The 12,222-nt window shown below is 60.3% G+C and carries 12 protein-coding genes; all 12 read left to right on the forward strand.

The window, feature by feature from the left end; all coding sequences use genetic code 11:
- The first annotated feature begins 83 nt into the window (after nucleotides 1-83).
- The 12 genes from ligA (at nucleotide 84) to WCY31_RS04450 (ending at nucleotide 12,221) form a co-directional block, all read left to right on the forward strand.
- Nucleotides 84-2,036, forward strand: a complete 1,953-nt coding sequence (gene ligA, locus WCY31_RS04395) for an NAD-dependent DNA ligase LigA (RefSeq protein WP_345973319.1) — start codon at nucleotides 84-86, stop codon at nucleotides 2,034-2,036.
- 4 nt (nucleotides 2,037-2,040) lie between these two features.
- The gene (locus tag WCY31_RS04400; protein ID WP_345973320.1) at nucleotides 2,041-3,879 is read left to right on the forward strand and encodes a bifunctional diguanylate cyclase/phosphodiesterase; all 1,839 of its coding nucleotides are present in this window, start codon (nucleotides 2,041-2,043) and stop codon (nucleotides 3,877-3,879) included.
- Complete coding sequence (locus WCY31_RS04405) at nucleotides 3,876-4,424, forward strand: outer membrane beta-barrel protein (RefSeq protein WP_345971055.1); 549 nt, start codon at nucleotides 3,876-3,878, stop codon at nucleotides 4,422-4,424. The genes WCY31_RS04400 and WCY31_RS04405 overlap by 4 nt, the downstream gene beginning before the upstream one ends.
- Nucleotides 4,424-5,131 (forward strand): 23S rRNA (cytidine-2'-O)-methyltransferase TlyA, encoded by a 708-nt coding sequence (gene tlyA, locus WCY31_RS04410; protein ID WP_345973322.1) that lies wholly within the window; start codon nucleotides 4,424-4,426, stop codon nucleotides 5,129-5,131. Before WCY31_RS04405 ends, tlyA begins: the two co-directional genes overlap by 1 nt.
- Complete coding sequence (locus WCY31_RS04415) at nucleotides 5,100-5,939, forward strand: bifunctional riboflavin kinase/FAD synthetase (protein WP_345973324.1); 840 nt, start codon at nucleotides 5,100-5,102, stop codon at nucleotides 5,937-5,939. The genes tlyA and WCY31_RS04415 overlap by 32 nt, the downstream gene beginning before the upstream one ends.
- A gap of 155 nt (nucleotides 5,940-6,094) precedes the next feature.
- Complete coding sequence (locus WCY31_RS04420) at nucleotides 6,095-6,775, forward strand: F0F1 ATP synthase subunit A (RefSeq protein WP_231021219.1); 681 nt, start codon at nucleotides 6,095-6,097, stop codon at nucleotides 6,773-6,775.
- Nucleotides 6,776-6,793: 18 nt separating this feature from the next.
- Nucleotides 6,794-7,063, forward strand: a complete 270-nt coding sequence (locus tag WCY31_RS04425) for a hypothetical protein (protein WP_345973326.1) — start codon at nucleotides 6,794-6,796, stop codon at nucleotides 7,061-7,063.
- A 4-nt stretch (nucleotides 7,064-7,067) separates the two neighbouring features.
- Nucleotides 7,068-7,652 carry a thiamine phosphate synthase gene (locus tag WCY31_RS04430; protein WP_345973328.1) on the forward strand — a complete coding sequence of 195 codons (585 nt, stop codon included), beginning with the start codon at nucleotides 7,068-7,070 and terminating at the stop codon, nucleotides 7,650-7,652.
- On the forward strand, nucleotides 7,640-9,064 hold the full coding sequence (gatB, locus tag WCY31_RS04435; RefSeq protein ID WP_345973330.1) for an Asp-tRNA(Asn)/Glu-tRNA(Gln) amidotransferase subunit GatB: 1,425 nt from the start codon (nucleotides 7,640-7,642) through the stop codon (nucleotides 9,062-9,064). The genes WCY31_RS04430 and gatB overlap by 13 nt, the downstream gene beginning before the upstream one ends.
- Before the next feature lie 4 nt (nucleotides 9,065-9,068).
- On the forward strand, nucleotides 9,069-10,634 hold the full coding sequence (locus tag WCY31_RS04440) for an ion transporter (RefSeq protein WP_345971061.1): 1,566 nt from the start codon (nucleotides 9,069-9,071) through the stop codon (nucleotides 10,632-10,634).
- Nucleotides 10,631-11,356 (forward strand): NAD-binding protein, encoded by a 726-nt coding sequence (locus tag WCY31_RS04445; RefSeq protein ID WP_345971062.1) that lies wholly within the window; start codon nucleotides 10,631-10,633, stop codon nucleotides 11,354-11,356. Before WCY31_RS04440 ends, WCY31_RS04445 begins: the two co-directional genes overlap by 4 nt.
- Entirely contained in the window at nucleotides 11,325-12,221 is an 897-nt protein-coding gene (locus WCY31_RS04450; RefSeq protein ID WP_345973332.1) for an NAD(P)H-dependent glycerol-3-phosphate dehydrogenase, read from the forward strand. The genes WCY31_RS04445 and WCY31_RS04450 overlap by 32 nt, the downstream gene beginning before the upstream one ends.
- The last annotated feature ends 1 nt before the right edge of the window (nucleotide 12,222 follow it).

Consider the following 12,222-nt stretch of genomic DNA (forward strand, 5'->3'; position numbering starts at 1 on the left):
ATTATATTCTTTTCTGCCCTTTCCTGCACCCCTTTACTCTCAACAAGCTTCGTTATAATCCTCTGCAAAAAAGAGCAACAAAGATGACGGCTGAAACCTATCGCGAAAGCGTGGCGCTGCTGAACCGCTACGCCTACCACTATTATGTCCTCGACAACCCCATTGCCAGCGACGAGGAGTACGACAGGCTCTACCATGACGTCCTGGCGTACGAGGAGGCTCATGCGGAAGCAGTGCTTCCCGATTCGCCGACGCAGCGGGTCGGCGGGGTGCCGCTTGAAGGGTTTGAAAAGGCCGCGCATCGCAGCCGCATGTGGAGTCTGGAGGATATTTTCGACGCCGAGGGGCTGCAGAAATGGCTGGAGCGCGTTGCAAAGCTTGTCGACAACGTCACCTTCTACTGCGAGCCGAAGTTCGACGGGGCGAGCCTCAACCTGATCTACGAAGGCGGCCGTCTCGTGCAGGCGATCACCCGCGGCGACGGCACGATCGGCGAAGAGGTGACGCAGAACGTCAAAACGATCCGCAGCGTTCCCCTCGCCATCGATTACGACGGGCGCATCGAGATCCGCGGGGAGGTCGTCATCTTCAAAGAGGAGTTCGACGCGATCAACCGCGAGCGCGAAGCGCAGGGCGAAGCGCTCTTCGCCAACCCGCGCAACGCCGCCGCGGGAAGTCTGCGCCAGCTCGACCCGAAGATCACGGCGGCGCGCAACCTCGTCTTCCTGCCCTACGGCATCGGTGAAAATACGCTCGACATCCCTCTGCTGAGTAAGCGGATGGAGTGGATCTACGCCCTGGGGTTCCGCAAACCGCCGCTGCACCGCGTCTGCGAGGGCTATGACGACATCGAGGCTATTTACGAGGAGATGAAAGTTACCCGGGACGATTTCGCGATGATGCTTGACGGCATGGTCATCAAGGTCGACCAGGTCGAGGCCCAGGAGGATATGGGCTATACGGTCAAGAACCCCCGCTGGTCGGTGGCCTACAAGTTCCCGGCGATCGAGAAGATGACCCGGGTCCGTGACGTGATCTTGCAGGTGGGGCGCACCGGTGTCGTCACCCCCGTGGCGATCGTCGAGCCGGTCGACATCGAGGGGGTTGTCGTCGAACGCGCGACCCTGCACAACTTTGACGAGATCGGGCGCAAGGATATCCACATCGGAGACCACGTCATCATCCTGCGCAGCGGCGACGTCATCCCGAAGATCATCAAGGTCATTCCCGAACGGCGTGACGGCTCGGAAAGGGCGGTTGAACGTCCGACGCGCTGCCCGGTCTGCGGTAGCGAACTCCTCGACGAGGGGGCGCTGATCAAGTGCCAGAACCTCTCCTGCGAAGCGCGGGTCGTGAACGCCATCATCTATTTCGCCTCCAAGCAGTGCCTCAACATCGACGGCCTCGGCGACAAGATCGTCGAGGCCCTCTACCGGGCGGGGCTGGTCAAAGGGGTCATCGATCTCTACGCGCTTTCGCTCGAAGCGCTGCTGGAGCTCGAAGGGTTCAAGGAGAAGAAGAGCAGGAACCTGCTCGACGCCATTGAAAAGAGCCGGGGCACGGCGTGCTGGCGCTTTGTCAACGGGCTGGGGATAGAGCACATCGGCGAGGTCGCTTCGAAACAGCTCTGCGACACCTTCGGCCTGGATTTTCCCGACGCGACGGAGGAGGCGCTGCTCGCCATCGACGGTTTCGGCGGGGAGATGGCGGCGTCGGTGCTCGAATTCGTCCGGGTCAACCGGGAACAGATCGAAGCGCTGCGCGGCGTCGTCCAGCCGGCGGCCCCGGAACAGAAGGCTGAGGCGGCGGAGAACCCTTTCAAGGGGAAGACGGTCGTGCTCACCGGCACGATGAGCCGACCCCGTCCGGAGATCAAAACCGATCTGGAGGCCCTGGGGGCCAAGGTCGCGGGGAGCGTGTCGAAAAAGACCGATTACGTTATTTACGGCGAGGACGCCGGCAGCAAGTACGATAAGGCGGTGTCGCTGGGGGTGGCGACCCTTACGGAAGATGCGATGAAACAGATGCTACAATAGACCGATGAAAACACCCGAAGAAAATATTGTCGCCAGCGACTACCAGGAGATCTTTGAGCTTCAAAACGCCATCTTGGAGAAGGTGGCCGAAGACGCCAGCAAGGAGGCCGTGCTCGAAGAGCTCTGCTTATTGCAGGAGAAAATGGTCCCGGGCAGCATCGCATCCGTCATTCTCGTGAACCCGAAAGACGGGAAACTCTACGTCGAAGCGGCGCCCTCGCTCCCCGACGAGGCCGTCAGCGTCTTCGACGGGTTGCTGCCGGAGCCCCACAACGGCTCCTGCGCCAACGTCGTGCTGCGGAACGAACCGCAGTTCGTCTGCGATATCAGCTGCGACGAACGCTGGCAGAACATGATGGATGTCGCGCAAAAAGCGGGCCTGAACGCCTGCTGGTCCATGCCCGTCGTTTTGGAAGGGAAGACGGTCGGCACCTTCGCGCTGACCTCTTTCCAGGAACGCGTGCCGACCCCGTTCCACAAGATGCTGCTCACCGTTGCCGCACGGATCGTGAGTATCGTGCTGAAGCGGGAACAGAACCGCGAAAAGCTGAGTTTCCTCGCCTTTCACGACCCGTTGACGGGACTGGTGAACCGGGCGATGTTCGAGGAGCGGCTGAAGCATCTTATCGCCCGTTCGGAGCGGAACGAAAGCAAAGCCGCCCTCTTTTTCATCGATTTGGACCGGTTCAAATACCTTAACGACACCTACGGGCACGCCACCGGCGACCGTCTCCTGGTGGAAGTGGCAAAACGCCTCGGCGAAAACGTGCGTAACGGCGATACGGTGGCGCGTTTCGGGGGGGATGAGTTCGTCCTCCTTTTCGAGGAAGCCGAGGATAGGGATAAGGTGATGGAAGAGGCGCGGCGGATGATCGAAGCCTTCGGCGAGGCGTTCCCGATCGGCGAGCAGCGTTTTCACATCTACGGCAGCATCGGCATCGCGATGTTCCCCGAGGACGGGGAGGATGCTCAGACCCTGCTGAAGCACGCCGATACGGCGATGTATCAGGCCAAACAGGCGCAGGACCATATCCGTTTCTACACCCCGCAGATGAGCGAACAGACCTTCAAGAGCCTCGTGCTGGAGAAGGAGCTGCGTGAGGCGATCCACAACAACGAGTTCGTCGTGTATTACCAACCCGTTTTCGAAGGGAGCGGGACGAGCATCCGGGGGGCGGAGGCGCTGGTGCGCTGGCAGCACCCCGAACGCGGTCTCCTGCTTCCGGGCGAATTCATCCCCTTTGCCGAAGAGACGGGGCTCATTTCGCGGATCGACAAGATGGTCCTGACCCAGGTCATCGGGGACCTGCGGCGCTGGCATGCAATGTCGATCAACCGGATCATCCCGCTCTCGGTCAACATCTCCGGGCGCCATATCAACGAAAAAGACGTGACCCGGCTGACGGAGATCCTCAACCGCAGCGCATTGGCCCGGGACTACATCGGGCTGGAACTGACGGAAACCTATCTGATGCAGTTCGCCGAAGAGACGGTGGTGCAGCTCGAACGGCTCAAACACGCCGGCGTCAGACTGGCGATGGACGATTTCGGCAGCGGCTATTCGTCGCTGGGATACCTCAAGCGTTTCAAGATCGATACGCTCAAGATCGATCAGCTTCTGGTCCGCGACATCGTTGAAAACCCCGAAGACCGTTCCATCGCCGAGGCGATCATCAAGATGGGCCACAGTCTGGGCCTGCAGATCGTCGCCGAAGGGGTCGAGACCCTGGAACAGCTGGAGCTGCTCAAAGCGCTGGAGTGCGACGCCCTGCAGGGGTTCTATTTCGACCGGGCCCTCCCGCCGGACATTTTCGAAGCGAAATACCTCCGGAGAAACCGGTGAGGGGTGCGGCTATTCTGCTGGCGGCGACGCTGCTCTGCGCCGCCGATCGCAGCGGACCCTACCTGGAGGCCGGTGCGGGGCTGGGCAGTTACAACGACGACGGCCGGCGGGCGACGATCTCGACGGAAACCGTACCGCAGTACCGTTTCGGGGCGGGGGCGTTTATCAACCGTCACCTCTCCGTCTCTTTGCAGTATGCCCAGTTCGGTGATTTCGAGGGGAAAACGGGTGCAGGGGAGACCTCCCGGGAAGCTTTCAAGGTCTTGTCGGCGGACGTGACCGGGCACTATCCCATTTTCAATGAGACGGTGGATATCTTTGCCCGTTTTGGCGCGGGGGAGCTCTACTGGGACCAGAGCCGCCCCGAGCGCAAAAGCAGTTCGGCCGGGACGCTGGTCTACGGTATCGGCGTCGGCATTCGGGCGCTGAGCTGGCTGACGGTGAACGCCGGGTACGACTTCTACCAGTTCGGCATGGATGAAAACGGTACCTCTTATGAGATGAACCTCGGCAGTGCCTACATCGGGTTGCAGGTGCAGTTTTAGTGCGACTTGACCACTATCTCGTCGAAGCGGGGCTGGCGCCGACACGCTCGAAAGCGCAGCAGCTGGTCAAATCCGGGAGCGTCACCGTCGACGGCAGCGTGGTGACCAAGCCGGCATTCGCCGTCGAGTCCCAGCAGGTGGAGGTGACCGAGGCGATGCCCTACGTCAGCCGCGCGGCGCTGAAGCTCAAAGGGTTCCTGCCGTCGCTGCCCTTTGACATCACGGGAATGAGCGCCCTCGATATCGGCGCCTCGACGGGGGGCTTCACCCAGGTGCTGCTCGAAGCGGGCGCGGCAGCGGTCGATGCCGTCGACGTCGGCCGGGATCAGCTCCATCCCGATATCAAGGCGGATCCGAGGGTGCGGAGCTTCGAACAGACTGATATCCGCCGTTTCATGCCGGACCGGACGTATGATGTCGTCACCAGCGACGTCTCCTTTATCTCCCTGCACCATATCCTCGATGACGTGGAGCGTCTGGCGGGGCGCTGGATCGTGCTGCTGTTCAAACCGCAGTTCGAGGTCGGACGCGAAGCGGCCCGGGACAGGAAGGGGGTTGTGACGGACCCGGCGGCCGTGGCGAAGGCGATGGCTGATTTCGAAGCGGCCTGTGCGGCGCGGGGCTGGCAGCAGCGCGCGAAAGCGCCTGCCGCGATTACGGGCAAGGAGGGGAACAGTGAAACATGCTACTGCTTTGAAAAAGGTTGATGCCGTCGCCATCGGAGGTTTCGACGGGATGCATGAGGGCCATCAGCACCTTTTCAATGCCCTGGGGGAGCGCGGAGCGATCGTCGTCGTCGAGACGGGGTACGCGAACCTGACCCCAGGGCGGGAGCGGGAGCATTTTACGACGCACCCCATCGTCTACCTCCCCCTCGACGAAATCCGCATGCTCGACGACCGGGGGTTCGTCGACTACCTTCGCGAACGCTTTCCCGTACTCTCCCGGATCGTCGTCGGGTATGACTTCCGGTTCGGGCTGGACCGGAAGTTCTCTCACGCAGACCTCTCAAAGGCGTTCGGAGGCGCGGTGCAGGTGATTGACGAAGTGACCGTCGGCGGCGAGTCGGTGCATTCGCACAAGATCCGGGCGAAGCTGATCATCGGAGACGTCGCGGGGGCGAACCGTTTCCTCGGCCACAACTACACCGTGCGCGGCGATGTGGTACGGGGGCAGGGGATCGGCAAAAAGGAGCTCGTGCCGACGGTCAATATGCTGACCAACGGTTTTCTCCTTCCCAAAGAGGGGGTCTACGCGAGCCTGGCCCGCCTGGACGGCGAAGAGCACTACCATCCCGCCGTCAGTTTCGTCGGCCACCGGGTCACGACCGACGGCAGCTTCGCTGTCGAGACGCACGTACTTGACGGTGAGATCGTCTGCAAGGAGCGTATCGACGTCAGCTTCGTCCAGCGGCTGCGGGGCAACGAGAAGTTCGCCTCCCTCGATGCGCTGAAAGAACAGATCGGGCGGGATATCGCCGCGGCGCGCAAGGCGGTGGGGCGGCTGGAGCTCTGATCGCTTTTTATGCATCGGCAGTGCGGCCGTGGCGCATTTGTACCCATTTTCAGCGCGTTTTCCGGGCAATGTCCCGCCCTGTGGCGGGTTGGCTTAGGCTCCTTTAATGGAGAGAGGGCTATAATCGCACAACTATTTTGATCGAAGGAATTCTCGTGGGTGAACTCTTTACTTTCTTCGGTGTGATCAGTGAAAATCACACCTACCTCTTTATGTCGCATATGCTCCTGACGGCGCTGATCGTCATCATGCTGGCCAAAATGGCGACCAAAAGCCTCAAAGTCGTCCCGGGGGGCACACAGAACCTGATGGAAGCGTACCTTCAGGGTGTCGTTGCAATGGGTTCGGACGTTATGGGCCGCGAAAAAGCGATGCGCTACCTGCCGCTCGTCGCGACGCTGGGTCTGTTTATCGGTATCGCCAACCTGATCGGGGTTATCCCGGGCTTTGAAGCACCGTCCGCGTTCCTGGACTTTACCCTGGCGCTGGCGCTGATCGTCTTTATCTACTATAACTTTGAAGGGATCCGCCGCAACGGTGTCGTCGAGTACTTCAAACACTTTATGGGGCCGGTCTGGTGGCTGGCATGGCTGATGTTCCCGATCGAGATCGTGTCACACATCTCCCGCATCGTTTCGCTCAGCTTCCGTCTTTTCGGTAACGTCAAAGGGGACGACATGTTCCTGATGGTCATGCTGATGCTCGCACCGTGGCTGCTGCCGATGATCCCGTTCGCGCTGCTCTCTTTCATGGCACTGCTGCAGGCGTTCATCTTCATGATGCTGACCTACGTTTACCTTGGCGGAGCCGTCACCCTTCACGAAGAATCCCTCTAACCTTTTCTGGGACGCCGGATGAAACGCAGCACGTTTGACACGCTTCTGAGTTTCCTGCTCGGCTTTGCCTGGGCCCTGCTGCTGCTGGGCTCATGGCTTCTTTTCCACATCACCGCTATTTTCGGTTTCTCCATCGCGCTGCTTACCACCATCGTCTTTATCTTTTTGATGTTCTGTGTCATCCTGATGCTTGAGGGACTCAATCTCTACAAAGAACGTGTCGAAAACCAGCGTGAACAGACGCGGCTGCTGCAGCGCATTGCGGAGCTGCTCGAAAGCGAGGCATGAGGCCATGGCTTTTTTCGCCTACCTGATCACCGACGGAAGCTACGCCTGCACTACGCCGGGGGCTTTTGCCAAACACCTGGGGGAGCTCTTCGCCGCGCAGAAGATTGATTATGCTCTTTACAGGGATAAGTCGAACCCGGATTATGAACGCTTCGCGTCGGTCTTCGTCGATGAATGCCATATGCACGGCATCAAAGCAATGCTGCACCGCGATGCGGCGCTGGCGGTTGCCCTGGGGGCGGACGGGGTCCACCTGACGTCGACGCAGTTCGACGCGGTCGCCGGGGCGAAAGCACAGGGCCTCTTTACGGTTGTCTCGACACACAGCGCCGTCGAAGCGATGCACGCGGCGGCCGAAGGGGCCGATGCCATCACCTACAGCCCGATCTTCGAGAGCCCGGGCAAAGGTGCGCCCAAAGGTTTAGAGGATTTAAATGAAACAGCGGGTAAAATTGACCTACCTGTTATCGCGCTGGGCGGCATCGTCAGCCCTGCCCAGATTAGCGCGGTCCACGCCGCCGGCGCCGCCGGTTTCGCATCGATTAGATACTTTATAAATTCAGCCAAGGAATCCTTTTGTTCGAAGTGATTATCGGACTCGAAGTCCACGTCCAGCTCAATACGAAAACCAAACTTTTTTGTTCGTGTCCCACCAGTTTCAACGACCGCCCCAACGTCAACACCTGCCCGACCTGCCTGGCGCTGCCGGGAGCGCTTCCCGTCTTTAACGAGGCCGCGCTCCACAAGGCGGTGATGTTCGGAACTGCCGTCGATGCGACGATCAACCGCACCAGTTTCTTTGACCGCAAAAGCTACTTCTACCCCGACAGCCCGAGTGCCTACCAGATCACCCAGCTCTATACCCCTGTCGTCGAGCACGGCAAGCTCGAGATCGATTTCGAGGACGGTTCGCATAAGACGATCCGCGTCAACCGCGCGCACATCGAGGCGGATGCGGGCAAGAACATCCATGACGGCGCCGTTTCCAAAGTCGACCTCAACCGCGCGGGCACCCCGCTGATCGAGATCGTTTCCGAACCGGACATGCGTTCGGCGGACGAGGCGATCCTCTACCTGAAAAAACTGCATTCCATCGTCCGCTACCTCGACATCAGCGACGCGAACATGCAAGAGGGCTCCTTTCGGGTCGACGTCAACGTCTCCATCCGTCCCAAAGGGGATGAGAAGCTCTACACCCGCGTCGAGATCAAGAACATCAACAGCTTCCGTTTCATCCAGAAGGCGATCGAGATGGAAGTGGCGCGCCAGATCGACGCCTGGGAAGACGGTATCTACGACGAGGAGATCGTCCAGGAGACCCGTCTCTTCGACCAGACCAAGCAGGAGACCCGCTCCATGCGCGGCAAGGAAGAGGCGGCGGATTACCGCTACTTCCCGGAGCCGGACCTGATGAAAGTTGTCGTTGACGACGCGATGTACGCGGAGGCCACACAGATCCCGGAACTGCCGGACGAAAAACGCGAGCGCCTCGTCAAAGAGCACGGCCTGCGCGAGTATGACGCAAGCGTCATTACCGCCGAGCTGGAGATGGCGCACTTCTTCGAGAAGATGCTCTCTCAGGGGATCAGCGCGAAAAACGCCGTCACCTGGCTCACCGTCGAACTCCAGGGACGCCTCAAGGGCGGCATGACCGTCGCCACCTCCCCGGTGGATGCGGAGAAACTGGGCTTGATCGTCAAGCGCATCGAGGACAATACCATCAGCGGCAAGGCGGCCAAAGAGGTCCTGGACTACCTGATGGAGAACGACGAGGGCGTCGATGCGACGATCGAGAAGCTCGGCCTCAAGCAGGTCAGCGATACGGGGGCCATCGAAGCGATGGTCGACGAGATCCTCGCGGCAAACCCGGCCAAGGTCGAGGAGTACCGCGGCGGCAAGGACAAACTCTTCGGTTTCTTCGTCGGGCAGGTGATGAAAGCGAGCAAAGGCAGCGCGAACCCGCAGGCGGTCAACGAAATCCTCAAGCAGAAGCTGGGATAAACACGTGAATCTCTTCTCCAGGGCGCTCGTCGACAGTGCCTACGCTCTGGAGTCCTCCCAAAAACTGCGCCGGACGCGCCACAGCGTCGACAACCTGATGAACAATGTCGGGTACAGGTACAAGCGCTACTTCGACCTCTTTATGATGGTGCTCATCTTCTCGAGCGTCTTTATCCTGATCCGCGACGTCAAGTTTCCCCAGCAAGATTTTCTGGCCGTTTTCAACGACTACATCATCTCGCTGATCTTCCTTGTCGAATACCTGATGCGCTTCTGGGTCAGCAGCGACAGCGCGCGCATTATTATCGATCAGTACGAGAAAGATGAACTGCTGCAGCGGGAGTTCCGGGCGGGCAGGGCGCTGATGAAGGTGCTGATCGCGAAATGGCGCTATGTCAGTTCCCTCTCGGCCATCATCGACTTCCTGGCGATCATGCCCTTCTTCCACGAACTGCGGCTGCTGCGCCTCTTCATTATTTTCAGGGTCTTCAAGCTCTTCCGCTACGCCCAGAACATGCACCACTTCGCGGCCATCCTTGCCAGCAAAAAGTTCGAGCTGCTGACGCTCTTTACCTTTGTCGGCCTGATCATCTTCGTTGCGTCGGTGATGATCTACGTCATGGAGGCGCTCAATCCCGATTCGAAGGTGAACACGCTCTTTGACGCGCTCTACTGGTCGGTGGTCACGATCTCGACGGTGGGGTACGGCGACGTCGTCCCCGTCAGCGGAGAAGGGAAGCTCGTTGCGTTGGTCGTGATCGTCTCCGGGGTGGCCGTGCTGGCCTTTGCGACCTCCATTGTGGTGGCGGCGTTCACGGAGAAACTGGACGACATCCGCGACGGGAAACTGATCCAGGACGTCCAGAAACTCAAAGGCATCTACCTGATCTGCGGGTACGGCACGGTGGCGCAGCAGACCGCTTCCAAACTCCGCCGGATGGGACGGAGCGTGGTGATCCTTGACGCCGACGCGGCGAAGATCGCCGAAGCGCGGCGCCATCACGACCTGGCCCTGGCAATCGACCCCTCCAGCCTGGAGGCGCTCGGGCAGCTGGGCATCGATCCCGGCCGGCAGGTGCGGGCCGTGATCCTGTTGGGGGATACCGACGTGGAGAACGTCTACACGGCGTTGACGTTGCGCTCGATGAACAAGGATCTGAGGATCCTCTCCCTGCTGCATGACAAGAAGCACCGGCGTAAGTTGGAGAGTGCGGGGGTCGACGACGTCGTCTATGCCCAGGAGCTGATCGGCCAGCTTTCGCGCGAATACAGCGACCAGCCCATCGCCTTCGAGGCGCTGCACGCTTTGCGCGCCGAACATTCGGGGGTCGTGATCGACGAGATCCTGATCGACGAGCGGATGGCACGATTCGTACAGACGGTGCAGGACCTCAAAATCAGGGGGCGCCGGCTGATCCTGCTCGGGGTGGAGTCACGCCGCGAAGCGCGCTTCGTCTTTAACCCCCCGGTTGATTTCGCGGTCGAAGAGAACGATCTGCTCGTCGTCATAGGGGAGAATGCGATGCTGCACGAATACCGGATAGATTTGCATCAGGCGGTGCATTCATGAATGTCGACGCTATCATTCTTTTCGGCTACAACGAATTCGCGCGAGAGATCGCGCAGCAGCTCCGGTACAGCTGCAGTCGCATCGTCATTTACGCGCTTAATAACGGCGATGTGGAACAGGCGCAGGCGGAGGGGTTCGAGGCGCATCTGGCGGACCTGGAGGACAACTGGGATGATCTGCTCTCCTTTGACCTCTCCGTGACGCGGATCATCTGCGCGCTGGAGAGCGAAGCGGAGAACGTTTTTCTGACCCTCTCCCTGCGCGACCGTTTTCACGAAGCGGTGATCGTGGCCCTTGCCACGACCCAAGAAAACGCGTCAAAGCTCCGGCTGGCCGGTGCGAACAAGGTGATCGCCGAACTGCAGACGACGGCGAACCTGGTCATCGAGCGGCTGGAAAAACCGGTGATCACCCGTTTGCTCGACGCACTGATGGATACGCAGATGGAGCTCAAAGTCGCCCAGATCACCCTGACGGAGCTCTCCCCGGCGGTCGGAAAGCATATCAACGAACTGCTCGAAACGACGCAGCGCGATATCATCGTCCTGGCCGTCGTCGACCAGCGGATGAGCGAGTCGTTCATCTTTACGGCCAAGGGGTATAACCACCTGCTCGACCCGGGGGATGTTTTAGTCGTGATAGGTTACGATAAGGAGATAAAGGCATTTGAAGAGGAAGTTGGAGGGGTACGTGAAACGGATCGCAGTCATCGGGGCGGGTAAGTGGGGTTCGGCCCTGGCATTTGCATTGGGGCAGAACCCGGAGAACGAGGTCGTTATCACGTCGCGCCATCCCAGGGACGTTCCCAATTTCGTCGACCTGGAGACGGCGCTGCAGCGCGAATACCTTGTCATGGCGATCCCCGCCCAGCAGGTCGGCGCGTGGCTGAAAGAGCACTTCCGCTACCGCGACCAGAAGGTGCTCGTCGCGGCCAAGGGGATCGAAGCGTCAACGGGCCGCTTTCTCAACGAAATCTTCGCCCCCTACGTGCCCGATCAGAACATCGCGTTTCTCTCAGGCCCCTCTTTCGCGGCGGAGGTGATCCAGGGACTGCCGACGGCCCTCGTCGTCAGCAGCGCGGACGCGCAGACGGCGATGGGCTTTGCCGAGGCCTTTCCCGAATTTATCCGCACCTATAGCGACGATGATATCGCCGGGGCGGAAGTGTGCGGCAGCTATAAAAACGTCATTGCCATCGCCGCGGGGATCTGCGCGGGGTTGAAGCTCGGCAATAATGCGGCGGCGGCGCTCATCTCCCGCGGCCTGATCGAGATGCGGCGCTTCGGCCTTGCCTACGGTGCACGGGACGAGACCTTTCTCGGTCTCAGCGGAGCGGGGGACCTCTTCCTGACGGCCAGCTCGGTATTGTCGCGGAACTACCGTGTCGGTCTCGGACTGGCCGAAGGCAAGGCGAAAGAGCAGATCGTCGAGGAGCTGGGCGAAGTGGCCGAGGGGATCGGGACGGCCTACGCGCTGCACGGCATCGCGCAGCGCAGCGGGGTCTACTTGCCGATCGCGACGGAGGTGTATGAAATCCTGGAGGGCAAAGCGCCCCGGGAGAGCCTCAACGACCTGCTGACGAGGTAGA

It is taken from the genome of Sulfurimonas sp. HSL3-1, from assembly GCF_039645995.1.
Lineage (GTDB): Bacteria > Campylobacterota > Campylobacteria > Campylobacterales > Sulfurimonadaceae > Thiomicrolovo > Thiomicrolovo diazotrophicus.

What these genes read in the sequence shown, in the direction of transcription:
- WCY31_RS04425 (WP_345973326.1), top strand. Translation starts at nt 6,794, where the DNA reads ATGAAACGCAGCACGTTTGACACGCTTCTGAGTTTCCTGCTCGGCTTT.
- WCY31_RS04400 (WP_345973320.1), top strand. Translation starts at nt 2,041, where the DNA reads ATGAAAACACCCGAAGAAAATATTGTCGCCAGCGACTACCAGGAGATC.
- ligA (WP_345973319.1), top strand. Translation starts at nt 84, where the DNA reads ATGACGGCTGAAACCTATCGCGAAAGCGTGGCGCTGCTGAACCGCTAC.
- WCY31_RS04445 (WP_345971062.1), top strand. Translation starts at nt 10,631, where the DNA reads ATGAATGTCGACGCTATCATTCTTTTCGGCTACAACGAATTCGCGCGA.
- WCY31_RS04430 (WP_345973328.1), top strand. Translation starts at nt 7,068, where the DNA reads ATGGCTTTTTTCGCCTACCTGATCACCGACGGAAGCTACGCCTGCACT.